Here is a 12,499-nt window from a genome sequence, read left to right on the forward strand (position 1 = left end):
GTCGCCCGGACACCGCGCATGAAAGCCTTCGGCCGCGGCCTGCCGTTCGTCGCGCTGCTCGGTCCCGCGCTGCTGGTGCTCGCCGCGCTCGCGCTGTACCCAGTCGCGCAGGTGCTGATCGATTCGTTCTGCCAGGTCGACTATGCGGCCGGCCGCCGCGCGTTCGCGGGGCTCGCGAACTATCGCGCGGTGCTCGGCGACGACGCGTTCATGGCCGGCTTCGGCAACACGCTGCGCTTCACGATCGTGGCGTCGCTCGTCGAGGTCGCGCTCGGCTTCGGCCTCGCGCTGCTGTTCGTGCGCGCGTTTCCGGGGCGGCGCGTCGCGCTGCCGCTGGCGATCCTGCCGATGATGCTGTCCACGCTCGTCTGCTCGGCGATCTGGCGCAACTGGCTCAACTTCGACGGCTTCCTGAACGCGCTGCTCGCGGCGTTCGGCATCGAAGGCGTGCGCTGGTTGTCCGATCCGCATCTCGCGCTGTGGTCGCTCGCGCTCGTCGACGTATGGCAGTGGACGCCGATGGCGTTCCTGATCGTGCTGGCCGGGCTGCAGTCGATTCCCGGCGAACTGTACGAAGCCGCGCGCACCGACGGCGCGAGCGAGTGGCAGTGCCTGCGCGACATCACGCTGCCGCTCGCGGCGCCGCAGATCGGCCTCGCGCTGCTGCTGCGCTCGATCGACACGTTCAAGCTGTTCGACAAGGTCTATGCGCTGACGGGCGGCGGCCCCGGCAACGCGACGCAGACGCTGTCGACCTATATCTACGACACGGGCTTCCGCTTCTTCAACGTCGGGCCGGCGAGTGCCGCGTCGGTGCTGATGCTCGCGGCGTCCGCGCTGCTGGTCTCGGGGTATGTATGGCAGACGGTTCGCAAGCGGCGCGCATGACGGCGCGATCCACCGGCATCGCGCACGCGCGAACGGGCGCCGCATTCGGTCGCGCGATGCCGTGGGCGCTGCGCATCGTCGCGCTCGCGTTGTTGCTGCTGCCGTGCCTGTGGATGGCCGGCGCGGCCTTCATGCCGACGCTCGAACGCCTCGATCATCCGTTGCGGATCTGGCCGGCCGCGCCGACCGTCGAGCATTTCGCATCGGTGTGGTCCAACGGCATCGGCGCGCCGCTTTTCAATTCGCTGCTGGTCGGATTCGGCACGACGCTGCTTGCGCTGACGCTCGCGTTTCCGGCCGCGTACGCGCTCGTGCGGCTGCGGTTTCCGGCGCGGCTCGACTTGCTGTTCCTGATGCTCGTGCTGGCGTTGAAGCTGATGCCGCCGATCACGATCGCGGTGCCGCTGTTCGCGCTCGCGAAGCGGCTTCACCTGCTCGATTCGACGCTCGGCCTGATGCTCGCGTATCAAATCTACGCGCTGCCGATGGCGATCTGGATGCTGCTCGCGTTCGTGCGCGACGTGCCTGTCGAATACGAAGAAGCGGCCTGCATCGACGGTGCGGGGCTCGCAAGACGGCTCGTGCAGATCGTGCTGCCGCTGTGCGCGCCGGGGCTGATCGCGACCGCGATCTTCGTGTTCATCGCCGCATGGAACGAGTTCCTGATCGCGCTGCTGTTCGTGTCGACGCCCAGCCGCTTCACGCTGCCGCTCGCGATCGCCGGCTATGTGACGGAGAACGGCATCGACTGGGGCGACCTGATGAGCGCGGGGCTGATGGCGTCGCTGCCCACGCTGGCCGTGGCCGGCTATGTGCAGCGCTACCTGTTGCGCGGGTTCGCGGGCGGGCTGAAGTGACGCGCGGCAATGCCGCGCCCGATCTCACCCAGTCACGCGCAGCTATCCCGCACCACCTGCGTCACCGGCACGACGCGCGTGCGCGACGGGCCGTCGAAGGTCTGCATCCGGTCGACGAGCAGGTCGGCCGCTGCGTGCGCGAGGCCGCGCGTGTCCTGCCGGAGCGTCGTCAGCCGATACGCATCGTATTCGGCGGCCGGGATGTCGTCGAAGCCGATCACGCGCAGGTCGTCCGGCACGCGCAACCCGAATTCGCTGCGCGCGACGTCGATCACGCCGAGCGCGAGCAGGTCGGACGAACAGAACACGCCGTCGGGCCGTTCGCCGGCAGCGAACAGTTGCCGTGCCGCGTCGATCCCGCAGGCATGGGTGTCGGACGGCGTGTCGAGCACGCGCGCGAGGGTGGTGTCGAATGCGTCGCCGCGCCCGACCGCATGCTCGAACGCGGCGGCGCGCGACCGCGCGCTGTAGCTCGCGCCGCGCGGCCCGACGAATGCGAGCCGACGCGCGCCGCCCCGCACGAGCCGCTGCGCCGCGTGGACGGCGCCCGCCGCGTTGTCGCTGACGACGACATCCGCGCCCGGCAGGTTCGCTTCGCGGTTGATCATCACGACCGGGATCCGGTGTTCGAGATACTGCTGCGCCACCGACAGCGGCGGCGACGCGGACGTCATCACGAGGCCCGCGATCCGGTAGCTGAGCAGTTGTTCGAGCGATTGCCGGACCTGGCGCGGATCTTCCGCATTGGTCACGAGCGGCGTGAGCGCACGCTGCCCGAGCGCGGCCATCAGGTCCGACAGCAGCCGCGCGCGGAACGGATTCTCGAACCCGGCCGTCACGACGCCGATCATGCTGCTGCGCTGCGTGATCATGTCGCGCGCGATCAGGTTGACCTGGTAGCCCAGCGCGCGCGCGGCGACCATCACGCGTTCGCGCGTCTGCGGCGCGATGCTCGCCGTCGGCGAGAACGCGCGCGACACCGCGGAGCGCGACACGCCGGCCCGTACCGCGACATCCGACGCGGTTACCCACGGTTTTCTTTCCCTGTCATTCATCGATTCATGATCCTTTCGAGCCACGATACGTGCATGCCGCCTGCCGACTGGATGTCGGCGCTCGACGATGCGCGGCCGCTGCATACGCTGACCCTACCGGGCAGCCATGACACCTGTGCGTATACGGTCGACGATCGGCTCGTGCGCACGCAGCGCGCGCCGCTCGATGCGCAACTTGCGCACGGCGTGCGGCTGCTCGACATCCGCTGCCGGCACGTGCGCGATGCGTTCGACATTCATCACGGCGGCATCGCGCTCGGCATGACGTTCGACGATGTGCTGGCGACCTGTACGCGCTTTCTCGATGCGCATCCGCGCGAATGCATCGTGATGTCGGTGAAGGACGAATGGCCGACGCATGCGTGCACGCGCAGTTTCGATGCAACCTTCGACGCGCATCGCGCGCGGCACCCGCGGCTGCGCTGGCATGCCGGCGGCGCGTTGCCCGCGCTCGGCGACGTGCGCGGCGCGGTCGTGCTGCTGCGGCGCTTTCGCAGCGGCCGGCCGCTCGGCATCGACCTGACCGCGTGGCCCGACAACGCGACGTTCACGATCGATCATCCCGACGGGGCGTTCGTGATCCAGGACGAATACCGCGTGCCCGTCGCGGCGTCGATCGCGCACAAATGGCAGGCGATCGATGCGCTGCTGGCGCACATGCCGTCCCCCGACAGCGGCCGCTGGGCGATCAATTTCACGAGCGGGACGGGGATGGGGGCGAATCCGTCCGTGGTCGCGCACGGCGACGGCAGGGTGCGGGGCATTCATGCGCGACTGGTCGAACGATTGCGCGAGCGGCGCGGCCCGTACGGCGCGATGCTGCTCGATTTCTGCGATGACGACGATTGGGCGCTGGTGCGAGCCCTGATCGCGCGGAACGGGTAGCCATCGATGTCGGGTACGCGTGCGGTGACGCGCGGCGATCACGATCGCCGGTCAGCGGCCCTCCAATCCGACTTTGGAGAGACGCCCGAATGCGGCCGCTCCTGAAATCCGCGACGGCCCCGTCACGATCGTGGCGGAATGCGACGCCAGGTGACCAGCACGACCAGCAAAAACGCGACATATGCGGCTGCAAACGCCCAGCCCGGCAAATCGTAATACATCAAGTCGCTCACCCAGCGCTGCACGAACCCCTGAGGGCCGGCCTTTCCCGTGCGCAGCCAGTCCTCCAGCACGGTGAGGGGGCACGGCACGTCGAGGGCCGCGAGCGTCGCGACGATGCCGATGGCGCCGAGATGCGCAATCCGGAAAGCGCGATTGCGCACCCAGTCGCGCCCGAATCCGGCGCCGACCCAGATCGCGACCAGTCCGCCAACGATGAACAGGACGAGCATCGCGTGCAGCACCAGAACCGTATTGGCGAGCCAGATCATGATGTCCTTGCGAGGATGCGTCACGCCGGCTCATCCCGCGCAATCGGCAGGCCTGCCTTGCGTGGCGCGCGTCGTTTCGCCGGCAAGCGTATGCTTGATCGTCGACGCGTGATGCATGCTTCCTCGCGCCGGCCCGCGTGCGAGCACGAGATTCAGCTTAGCGGAAAAGATTCGACGATACCTGGCGGCGACGCGCGATCGGCTTCCTGCGTGCGTCTCCCGATGAACGATGAAACCCCCGTCCGATCCGGCCCGAGGCCGACGCTTCTACATCCTCGACGCGAAGAACACGCCCGTCGAGGTGTTCGATCACGGCGAGTGGTCGCGCTGGATGTCCGGGAACGAACTCGTGTTCCGTCGCACGCTGCTGGACGAATCCGGCGTGACGATCACGACACGCTTTCGCGGCGTGTCCGATGCGAGGCGCGGCGAAGCGTTGCTGTTCGTGACGCGCATCGCCGGCATGGAGGCGGACGGCAACGAGGGCTACGCGGCCCATACCCTCGACGACGCGCTCGATCAGCATGAGCGCGCGTTGCAGAACATTCTCAGGAAGCTGATCGGACGATGACGCGATGCTCGGCGCGCCGGACGATGCGCCGTCCGTGCCGTGGTTCTGGACCGATCAATGCTGCGTGTACGTGCAGTTCGCGGGCGACGTGACGGCGGACGAATGGATCGTGCGCGGCGATCTGGCGGGGTCCGCGTGCACGCTGATCGGGTTGCGCGCGAGGTTCGCGCCGGGCGTGCAGTGCGATTCGGCGCAGAATCTGCGCACGCTCGCGAAGGGCGCCTGAAGTGCGGGAAGCCGGATGGCGCGGGAACCGCGTCGCTCAGCGCGTCGCGATCGCCACCGCCGCACCGGCCATCGCGGCCGCGCTCGTGCGGTTTGCGATCCGCTTCGCGCGCGCCGACGTCAGGAACGTCCGTGCACGGGACGCGAGCAGCGACCAGAGGCAATCGCTGAGAATCAGTACGGTGAGCATCGTGCCGACGAGCTCGGCCCAGGCGATCACGCCGACGTGCGTGAGGTCGACGATGGTCGGCAGCAGCGCGAGATAGAAGACAACGATCTTCGGGTTGCCGAACGTGACCAGCAGGCCCGCGACGAACATGCGCCACGGCGACTGGCCGCGCGGCAGGTCGTCCGTGCCCGCTTCGGTCGGCGCGGTCCACATCTTCCACGCGAGGAACAGCAGGTATGCGACGCCGAGCAGTTTCAGCACGATCAGGCCCGTCTCGAACGTGCGCGCGAACGCGGACAGCCCCGCGACCGCGAGCGTGAGCCACAACGCTTCGCCGAGCCACATGGCCGCGAGGAACGGCAACACGTCGCGTACGCCGTTCGTCAGCACGCGCGCGACGAGCGCGGCGACGCTCGGGCCGGGCGTGCCGGCGGTGACGAGTAGGGCGAAGGCGAAGACGGCGAGTGCGGACAACGTCATGACGGACCTCGGGGCGGGGCGTTCGAAACATATGAAGTTTCGATTATAGTGACGGCCGTTCCAGACTGCCTGCGTGAATTGCCGCCATGACTGCATCGATCCTGATTCGTCCCGCCACGCGGGAAGACGCGGCCGCGATGGCCGCCGTGGAAGTCGCCGCCGCGCAGCGGTTTCGCGAGATCGGCATGACCGACATCGCCGATGCCGAGCCGACCGATACGGCCGACGTGCTCGCGCGCATCGACGGCGGTCGTGCGGTTGTCGCGGTCGACCTGCAGGGCGCGTGCGTCGGGTTTGCGTTCTACCGGCTGCTCGATGCGCAGCGGCTGTATCTGGAGGAACTGGATGTCGCGCCGTCGCATGCGGGGCAAAGGATCGGCGCGCGCCTGATCGAACAGGTGACGGCGCGCGCCGCGCGGGAGCACATCGAACAGGTCGTGCTGTCGACGTTCCGCGACGCGCCGTGGAATGCGCCGTACTACGCGCGCCTGGGGTTCGACGTCATCGACGATGCCGTGCTCGACGACACGCTGCGCGCGATCCGCGCGCATCACGTCGCACGCGGGCTCGACGAGACGCAGCGCGTGTTCATGCGCGCGGACGTGCGCGCCTGAACACGTGCTGCCCGGCCGTCAGGCCGCGTTGCTCAGCGCCGGGTAGTCGACGTAGCCCGTTTCGCCTTCCGCATAGAACGTCTCCGGCACCGGCTTGTTGAGCGGCGCGCCGAGTTCGAGGCGGCGCGGCAGGTCGGGGTTCGCGATGAACAGCTTGCCCCATGCGATCGCGTCGGCGCTGCCGTTCGCGAGTGCGGCCTGCGCGGTATCGAGCGTGAACTGCTCGTTCGCGATCAGCGGGCCGCCGAACGCTTCCTTCAGGCGCGGGCTCAAATGGTCGCCCGAATACGATTCGCGCGTGAAGATGAATGCGATCTTGCGGCGGCCGAGTTCGCGCGCGACATAACCGAACGTCGCCGCGGGATCGGAATCGCCCATCGTGTGTGCGTCGCCGCGCGGCGCGAGGTGCACGCCGACGCGGCCGGCACCCCACACGTCGATCGTCGCGTCGACCACTTCGAGCAGCAGGCGCGCGCGGTTCTCGATCGGGCCGCCGTAGACATCGGTGCGGCGGTTGGTGCTGTCCTGCAGGAACTGGTCGAGCAGATAGCCGTTCGCGCCGTGGATCTCGACGCCGTCGAAGCCGGCCGCCTTCGCGTTCTCGGCGCCCTTGCGGTACGCGGCGACGATGCCCGGGATCTCGTCGAGCTCGAGCGCGCGCGGCGTCACGTACGGACGCTGCGGACGTACGAGGCTCACGTGGCCGCCCGCGGCGATCGCGCTCGGCGCGACCGGCAGGTCGCCGTTCAGGAACACCGGGTCGGAGATCCGGCCGACGTGCCAGAGTTGCAGCACGATGCGCCCGCCGGCCGCGTGCACGGCCTGCGTCACGCGCTTCCACCCCTCGACCTGCTCGTCGGACCAGATACCGGGCGTATCCGCATAGCCGACACCCTGCGGCGTGACCGACGTCGCCTCGGTAATGATCAGGCCGGCCGACGCGCGCTCGGCGTAATAGCGGGCCATCAGTGCGTTCGGCACGCGCGTCGTGCCCGCGCGGGAGCGGGTGAGCGGGGCCATCACGATGCGGTTCGGCAGGGTCAGGTCGCCGAGGGTAACGGGATCGAACAGCGTGGGCATGGCAAATAACCTCTTCACGAAAGGCGGGCGCACCGTCGCGTCATGCGCGACGCGGGCCCGCGTGGCCGATACGGCCGGTTGGCTAGAGATCGCGGCGCAAAGCGTCGTGAAATGCGTCGATGACGGCCTCGTTGCGCCGGAAGAACGCCCATTGGCCGATCCGCGTCGACGTCACGAGCCCCGCGCGCTGCAGCGTTGCGAGGTGCGCGGAGACGGTCGACTGCGACAGCCCGCAGCGCGCGTCGATCTGGCCCGCGCAGACGCCGTGTTCGTACGGCAGCGTCTGGTGCGGGAAATGCGCGTCCGGCGTTTTCAGCCAGACGAGGATTTCCCGGCGCACAGGGTTCGAGAGCGCTTTCAGGATTGCGTCGATGTCGAGTTCGGTCGGCATGGATGGGCTTGGCGTTTCGGTCGGGCAAACGGGTATCGTCGATGGGCGAATCATATATCGGAATTTGACGATATGCTGGAAAGCACTGCTGGCTATGGGGTTGATAGTGAACTGCGATTGTGGGGGCAGAGTGGGGCGAATGCGGCGGCGAACGGGCCGACTGAACCTTTGCCGAAAAAGTCGGCGACCGCGCGACGGATTCTGCGACCATCGCCGTTAAATTCATACCTGCAAACAGGCCCGCCCCCATGTCGCTCATTTCCGTCGCCTTTGCACGAATCCGGCTCTCGCGGGCGCTGTCGACTTTCCGAACCCTGCCATACGCCATTCCGCTCGCGGCAGCCTGTACCGTAATCGGAATACTGGGCGGCGCACGTCCGGCCGACGCGGCCACACAGCGCGAACGTCTCGACGCACCGGTCAAGGCCGTCGCCGACCAGCGCGTGGCCGTCGACACGCCGCAGGGCAGCGCGGTGCTGCCCGTCTACGCCGATCATCCGCTCGACAAGGCCGCGCCCGACGTCACGCGCGTGTTCATCGTGATTCACGGCACGCTCCGCAATGCCGACGCGTACTACGCATCGGGGCTCGAGGTCGTCGAGAAGGCCGGCGCCGCCGGCCAGGGCACGATGGTCGTCGCGCCCCAGTTCCTGACGCGCGCCGATACGCGCGCGTTCTCGCTGCCGGCGCAAACGCTGGCCTGGACACAGCAAGGATGGAAGGACGGCGAACCGGCCCGCCAGCCGGGCCCGATCAGTTCGTTCGCCGCGCTCGACGCGTTGCTCGCGCATTTCGCCGACCGCAGCCTGTACCCGTCGCTGTCGACCGTGGTCGTGATCGGCCATTCCGCCGGCGCGCAGTTGCTGCAGCGCTACGCGGTGGCAGGGCGCGAGGGCGACGCGCTGGTTCGCGCCGGCGTCGCCGTGCGCTATGTGGTCGCGAACCCGTCGAGCTACCTGTATTTCGACGACGAACGGCCGGACGCCCGGGCAACCGCGGGCGGAACCTGCCCGCGCGCGACGATATGGAAATACGGGCTGAAATCGGCGCCGCCTTACGTCGCGTCGCAGGACGTGCGCGAACTCGAAGCGCGCTACGTCGCGCGGCATGTCGTGTACCTGCTCGGGCAGGCCGACACGAACCCTTACACGCATTTCATCGACCGTTCGTGCGCGGCGATGGCGCAAGGCCCGTACCGGCTCGCGCGCGGGCTCGCGTATTTCGATTACCTGAAGAAGCGGCATCCGGACGATCTCGCGCAGCAGCTTGTCGAAGTGCCGGGCGTCGGGCACGACAATCTCGGCATGTTCACGTCTGCGTGCGGGCTGGCCGTGCTGTTCGGCCAGACGTTGCCGCAATCGTGTCCGGTCGTCGCCGGCACCGCGCCGGGCGTGCGCGCGGAATCGCCTTAAGCCTGCGCGTGGCCATGTGAGCCGACATCATGCACGTGGCGGCCTGGCGGCCTGGCGGAGGTCGAGGTGAGTGCACCTGGCCGTGCCGACCTCCGCGCTGCGCGCACCTGATCGCACCAGAATGATCGGACCCGGTTGCGCCGCCGCGTGTCACGCCGGCTTTTCAACGATCGGCGGTGCGTCCGCGTCGAATACCGTCAATCCCTCCGTCGGGTCCATCGGCAGGTTCCACGGACGTGCCGCGATGGCCCGTTTCGCGGCGTCGTAGCCGGCTTGCCGCCGGGCCGCGATGCCGGCCGGCGTGAAATCGATGTCCTTGAACTGATTGTCGCCGTCGAGTCGCGGCGCCGCGAGCTTGATCAGGTGCATCGTGGTCTCGCACCCCCATGCGGCGAGCCGGCGCACGGCCGGTGACGCGCGTTCGGCTTCCGGCACGTGCCGGGCCAGTTCGCGGATCACGTGGCGCAGGCGATGGATCTGCTGCTGGCGCGCGATATGGCTGTCGGTGCGGCTCGCGTACTGGATGTCCTTCTGCCGTTCCGACACCTGCCAGATGCTTTCGGGCTCGGGGCCGGCCGGGTTCCACATCTGCACCGAGAAGATGATCGAGCTCCGGCGCGGGTTGTCGTCGAGCACGACCTCGACCGGCGTGTTGGAATACACGCCGCCATCCCAGTACGGCGCGCCGTCGATCCGGATCGCCGGGAACGCGGGCGGCAACGCACCGGAGCTCATGATATGGTCGATTCCCAGCCGCGTATCGCGCGAATCGAAATAGCGCATCGTGCCCGTGCACGCATTGACCGCGCTGACGGTCAGGCGCGGGTGGCCCGCGTTCAGCAGCGCGGGGTCGATCAACGACACGAGCGTGTCGCGCAGCGGCGCGATCCGGTAATACGATGCACGATCGACGCCGAGGTGGACCATCGGCCCGAGCCACGACGCCGGATTGGGCTGAAAGAACCCCGCGATGCCGCCGCCGATGATCATCAGTTCGGCCAGCATCCTGTCCCAGCCGGGCATCAGCGCCGGGACGTCGAAACGGGTGCGTTCGGTCACGCGGCGCCAGAACGCCGCCAACTGCTCGACGCGCCGTTCCGGCGGGTTCCCGGCGATCAGCGCCGCGTTGATCGCGCCGATCGACGTGCCGACCACCCAGTCGGGCCGGATACCCGCTTCGTCCATCGCCTGAAAGACGCCGAGCTGGAACGCACCCAGTGCGCCGCCGCCCTGGAGCACGAGCACGACTTGCCCGGGGAGGTCCATTCGTGCCGGCTGGCTCGCGGTCATGGCTTGCCTCGTTGCGTGTGACGGTGGGTCGGGTCCGAACAGTTCGATTCAGTTTAGGCGATCGGTGGAGCGATGCGTCGGATCAGGGCGAGAACACGGGCGAGCCGTGCCGGCTCGAGAATCCGCCGCGTGTATGCCGGTGGCGCCGGCGGATGCGCTGCGCGCACGGCGCGTCGGACGGCGGCGGATCGCCGCCGCCCGCCGTTCGTCCGTGCGTTTCGTGGTACGCCGTGTCATTCGACCGTGATCGTCTCCTTCATGTACGGATGAATCCCGCAGAACACCTTGTAGACGCCCGGCTTGTCGAAGCGGAACGAGTACGTCTCGTCCTGGTCGAGTGCTTTCGAGTGGAAGATGCCGGCGTCGTTGACGACGGTGTGCGGCTCCCCGTCGAGGTTCTTCCACGTGATCGTCGTGCCGGCCTTGATCGTGGTCGACATCGGCGAAAACATGAAGTTGTGGATCGTCACGAGCGGGCCGCCCGGGCCCTGCGCGAACGCGGCGGGCGGCGTGCCGGCGGCGGCCGCGCAGAGGGCGAGCGCCACGAGCGATCGCATCGGCGTGAGGTTTTTCATGTGGTTCTCCTCGGGGTTCAGGCCAGCGTCGCGTCGTGCAGCGCCGAAGCGGCCGGGTGGCCGGCGAACTCGACGGTCGTGACGCCGAGCATCCTCGGCAGCTGGTCGCGCGGCACCGTGAGCGGCACGGGGCCCGGGCCGTTGCCGGCTGTCGGCTGCGGGAACGCGGTGGAGCGTGCGGTGTGGAACGTCACGTTGCCCTCGACCTTCGACACGATCTGGTGGATGTGCCCGTTCAGCACGGTGACCGAGCCGAAGCGGCGCAGCAGCGCCATCGTCTGCGGCGCGTCGCCGGTTCCCCATCCCCACGGCTCGTAGATGGTCCACATCGGCATGTGCGAGAACACGACGATCGGCGTGCTCGACGAGCGGCCCTTGAGATCCTGCGCGAGCCACGCCAGCTGGTCGTCGCCGAAGCTGCCGAGGCCGTTCGGCTTGAAATGCATCACGTTGACGAGGCCGATGAAGTGCACGCCCGCGTGATCGAAGCTGTAATAGCCGCGGTTGTCCGACGCCTTGCCGAACCGGCCGAAATATTCGGCGCCCGAACCGTCGGTGACGTCGTGCTCGCCGGGCACCGTGTGCAGCTCCGGCACGCGCAGCGCGGACAGCAGTTGCGACGCGTGGTCGAATTCCTCGGGCTTGGACAGGTGCGTAATGTCGCCGGTATGGATGGCCAGCGCGGGCATCGCCGGCATCCCGTTCACGAACTCGATCGTCTGCCGCAGCGTGGCCGAGACGTCGGGATTCGCGTCCTTGTTGAAGCCGATGTGCGTGTCGCTGATCTGCACGAACAGCGGCCGGCCCGCATCGGCCGGGCGCGCGTCGCCGGTCTGCGCGAGCGCGAGGTCGAACGGCGTCAGAATGCCGCCCGACAGCGTAAACAGCGTGCCGAGGCCGCCGAAGGCCATGCACTGCAGGGCCTTGCGGCGCGACGGGCGGGTGGGAGTCGATGAAGACATGTGAGCCTCGCAATCGTGTGACGAAACTGGACGGCCGGATCGTCCTGGAATAAACCGGCGCCTTCGCGTGCCATACCGGCGCGACGACGGTTTTATTCCCGCCATGTGCGAAGCCGGACACCGGAGCCGGCGGCCCGCGACGAGGCCGCCCGGACAGCGGACGATGACTTGTTAATGTCCTGTAATTGACACGTCACATTTGCGTCATGACCGCCCGATAGCCTGCGACTCCGAGTCACCTCTCCGGAGCCCCTTCATGCCGAATCTCGCGGCAACGGAAACCAGCGGCGCGGCCATCCAGCGCACGCGCACCCTCAGCTCCGCGCTGTTTTTTCTGATCATTGCCTGCGGCATCGTCTATATCGCGATTCACCTGAGTGCCGATCTCGGCCCGGTCGGGGCAAGTTCGGTCCTGTCGTTCGCGCTGCTGGTCGTCGCGCTGTCGGCCGGCCTGTACTGGGCACTGCACGGACTTTTCTGATCCGCGCACCGCGGGTGCGACGTCCGGCCGCGCGGCACGCGGCCGGCCCCATCGATTTTCAATTCAACACAAG

The 12,499-nt window shown here is 68.2% G+C and carries 16 protein-coding genes; 8 read left to right on the plus strand and 8 right to left on the minus strand.

Annotated features, from left to right (window positions below; all coding sequences use genetic code 11):
* The first annotated feature begins 18 nt into the window (after positions 1-18).
* Both CUJ89_RS21435 and CUJ89_RS21440 read left to right on the plus strand, forming a co-directional pair.
* Positions 19-888 carry a carbohydrate ABC transporter permease gene (locus tag CUJ89_RS21435; RefSeq protein WP_114179456.1) on the plus strand — a complete coding sequence of 290 codons (870 nt, stop codon included), beginning with the start codon at positions 19-21 and terminating at the stop codon, positions 886-888.
* Positions 885-1,745, plus strand: coding sequence for a carbohydrate ABC transporter permease (locus CUJ89_RS21440; protein ID WP_114179457.1), 861 nt, complete (start codon positions 885-887; stop codon positions 1,743-1,745). Before CUJ89_RS21435 ends, CUJ89_RS21440 begins: the two co-directional genes overlap by 4 nt.
* A gap of 32 nt (positions 1,746-1,777) precedes the next feature.
* On the opposite strand, the gene CUJ89_RS21445 is transcribed toward CUJ89_RS21440, so the two are convergent.
* Positions 1,778-2,800 (minus strand): LacI family DNA-binding transcriptional regulator, encoded by a 1,023-nt coding sequence (locus tag CUJ89_RS21445; protein ID WP_114179458.1) that lies wholly within the window; start codon positions 2,798-2,800, stop codon positions 1,778-1,780.
* Positions 2,801-2,806: 6 nt separating this feature from the next.
* Between CUJ89_RS21445 and CUJ89_RS21450 the strand changes: the two genes are divergently transcribed.
* Positions 2,807-3,685, plus strand: a complete 879-nt coding sequence (locus CUJ89_RS21450; RefSeq protein ID WP_161556551.1) for a phosphatidylinositol-specific phospholipase C — start codon at positions 2,807-2,809, stop codon at positions 3,683-3,685.
* A gap of 122 nt (positions 3,686-3,807) precedes the next feature.
* Here CUJ89_RS21450 and CUJ89_RS21455 read toward each other — a convergent pair whose 3' ends face one another.
* Positions 3,808-4,176, minus strand: coding sequence for a DUF2784 domain-containing protein (locus tag CUJ89_RS21455; RefSeq protein WP_114181490.1), 369 nt, complete (start codon positions 4,174-4,176; stop codon positions 3,808-3,810).
* A gap of 229 nt (positions 4,177-4,405) precedes the next feature.
* Here CUJ89_RS21455 and CUJ89_RS21460 point away from each other — a divergent pair, with 229 nt between their 5' ends.
* Together CUJ89_RS21460 and CUJ89_RS21465 are read left to right on the plus strand one after the other, a co-directional pair.
* Positions 4,406-4,747, plus strand: coding sequence for a hypothetical protein (locus tag CUJ89_RS21460; RefSeq protein ID WP_114179459.1), 342 nt, complete (start codon positions 4,406-4,408; stop codon positions 4,745-4,747).
* 4 nt (positions 4,748-4,751) lie between these two features.
* Positions 4,752-4,973, plus strand: coding sequence for an oxidoreductase C-terminal domain-containing protein (locus CUJ89_RS21465; RefSeq protein ID WP_114179460.1), 222 nt, complete (start codon positions 4,752-4,754; stop codon positions 4,971-4,973).
* A gap of 36 nt (positions 4,974-5,009) precedes the next feature.
* Here CUJ89_RS21465 and CUJ89_RS21470 read toward each other — a convergent pair whose 3' ends face one another.
* Complete coding sequence (locus CUJ89_RS21470; RefSeq protein ID WP_114179461.1) at positions 5,010-5,621, minus strand: LysE family translocator; 612 nt, start codon at positions 5,619-5,621, stop codon at positions 5,010-5,012.
* Between the two features lie 86 nt (positions 5,622-5,707).
* On the opposite strand from CUJ89_RS21470, the gene CUJ89_RS21475 reads away from it, so the two are divergent.
* A complete protein-coding gene (locus CUJ89_RS21475) occupies positions 5,708-6,235 on the plus strand; it encodes a GNAT family N-acetyltransferase (RefSeq protein WP_114179462.1) in 528 nt (175 codons plus the stop codon).
* 18 nt (positions 6,236-6,253) lie between these two features.
* Here CUJ89_RS21475 and CUJ89_RS21480 read toward each other — a convergent pair whose 3' ends face one another.
* Positions 6,254-7,315 (minus strand): alkene reductase, encoded by a 1,062-nt coding sequence (locus CUJ89_RS21480; protein ID WP_114179463.1) that lies wholly within the window; start codon positions 7,313-7,315, stop codon positions 6,254-6,256.
* 82 nt (positions 7,316-7,397) lie between these two features.
* Positions 7,398-7,706 carry an ArsR/SmtB family transcription factor gene (locus tag CUJ89_RS21485; RefSeq protein ID WP_114179464.1) on the minus strand — a complete coding sequence of 103 codons (309 nt, stop codon included), beginning with the start codon at positions 7,704-7,706 and terminating at the stop codon, positions 7,398-7,400.
* A 248-nt stretch (positions 7,707-7,954) separates the two neighbouring features.
* On the opposite strand from CUJ89_RS21485, the gene CUJ89_RS21490 reads away from it, so the two are divergent.
* A complete protein-coding gene (locus CUJ89_RS21490; RefSeq protein ID WP_114179465.1) occupies positions 7,955-9,118 on the plus strand; it encodes an alpha/beta fold hydrolase in 1,164 nt (387 codons plus the stop codon).
* 150 nt (positions 9,119-9,268) lie between these two features.
* On the opposite strand, the gene CUJ89_RS21495 is transcribed toward CUJ89_RS21490, so the two are convergent.
* From CUJ89_RS21495 to CUJ89_RS21505, 3 genes are all read right to left on the minus strand, one after another.
* Entirely contained in the window at positions 9,269-10,408 is a 1,140-nt protein-coding gene (locus CUJ89_RS21495) for a patatin-like phospholipase family protein (protein WP_114179466.1), read from the minus strand.
* 233 nt (positions 10,409-10,641) lie between these two features.
* A complete protein-coding gene (locus CUJ89_RS21500; protein ID WP_114179467.1) occupies positions 10,642-10,983 on the minus strand; it encodes a cupredoxin domain-containing protein in 342 nt (113 codons plus the stop codon).
* 17 nt (positions 10,984-11,000) lie between these two features.
* Positions 11,001-11,945 (minus strand): metallophosphoesterase family protein, encoded by a 945-nt coding sequence (locus tag CUJ89_RS21505; RefSeq protein WP_114179468.1) that lies wholly within the window; start codon positions 11,943-11,945, stop codon positions 11,001-11,003.
* Between the two features lie 256 nt (positions 11,946-12,201).
* On the opposite strand from CUJ89_RS21505, the gene CUJ89_RS21510 reads away from it, so the two are divergent.
* Positions 12,202-12,426, plus strand: coding sequence for a phosphate transporter (locus CUJ89_RS21510; RefSeq protein ID WP_114179469.1), 225 nt, complete (start codon positions 12,202-12,204; stop codon positions 12,424-12,426).
* Positions 12,427-12,499: the final 73 nt, after the last annotated feature.

The organism is Burkholderia pyrrocinia (assembly GCF_003330765.1).
Taxonomy (GTDB): domain Bacteria; phylum Pseudomonadota; class Gammaproteobacteria; order Burkholderiales; family Burkholderiaceae; genus Burkholderia; species Burkholderia pyrrocinia_B.

Bases quoted from the DNA above. Each gene is read 5' to 3' on its own strand.
- CUJ89_RS21435 (WP_114179456.1), top strand. From the start codon at position 19: ATGAAAGCCTTCGGCCGCGGCCTGCCGTTCGTCGCGCTGCTCGGTCCC.
- CUJ89_RS21460 (WP_114179459.1), top strand. From the start codon at position 4,406: ATGAAACCCCCGTCCGATCCGGCCCGAGGCCGACGCTTCTACATCCTC.
- CUJ89_RS21455 (WP_114181490.1), bottom strand. From the start codon at position 4,176: ATGATCTGGCTCGCCAATACGGTTCTGGTGCTGCACGCGATGCTCGTC.
- CUJ89_RS21470 (WP_114179461.1), bottom strand. From the start codon at position 5,621: ATGACGTTGTCCGCACTCGCCGTCTTCGCCTTCGCCCTACTCGTCACC.
- CUJ89_RS21490 (WP_114179465.1), top strand. From the start codon at position 7,955: ATGTCGCTCATTTCCGTCGCCTTTGCACGAATCCGGCTCTCGCGGGCG.
- CUJ89_RS21500 (WP_114179467.1), bottom strand. From the start codon at position 10,983: ATGAAAAACCTCACGCCGATGCGATCGCTCGTGGCGCTCGCCCTCTGC.
- CUJ89_RS21450 (WP_161556551.1), top strand. From the start codon at position 2,807: ATGATCCTTTCGAGCCACGATACGTGCATGCCGCCTGCCGACTGGATG.
- CUJ89_RS21480 (WP_114179463.1), bottom strand. From the start codon at position 7,315: ATGCCCACGCTGTTCGATCCCGTTACCCTCGGCGACCTGACCCTGCCG.
- CUJ89_RS21495 (WP_114179466.1), bottom strand. From the start codon at position 10,408: ATGACCGCGAGCCAGCCGGCACGAATGGACCTCCCCGGGCAAGTCGTG.
- CUJ89_RS21475 (WP_114179462.1), top strand. From the start codon at position 5,708: ATGACTGCATCGATCCTGATTCGTCCCGCCACGCGGGAAGACGCGGCC.
- CUJ89_RS21505 (WP_114179468.1), bottom strand. From the start codon at position 11,945: ATGTCTTCATCGACTCCCACCCGCCCGTCGCGCCGCAAGGCCCTGCAG.
- CUJ89_RS21440 (WP_114179457.1), top strand. From the start codon at position 885: ATGACGGCGCGATCCACCGGCATCGCGCACGCGCGAACGGGCGCCGCA.
- CUJ89_RS21445 (WP_114179458.1), bottom strand. From the start codon at position 2,800: ATGAATGACAGGGAAAGAAAACCGTGGGTAACCGCGTCGGATGTCGCG.
- CUJ89_RS21510 (WP_114179469.1), top strand. From the start codon at position 12,202: ATGCCGAATCTCGCGGCAACGGAAACCAGCGGCGCGGCCATCCAGCGC.
- CUJ89_RS21465 (WP_114179460.1), top strand. From the start codon at position 4,752: ATGCTCGGCGCGCCGGACGATGCGCCGTCCGTGCCGTGGTTCTGGACC.
- CUJ89_RS21485 (WP_114179464.1), bottom strand. From the start codon at position 7,706: ATGCCGACCGAACTCGACATCGACGCAATCCTGAAAGCGCTCTCGAAC.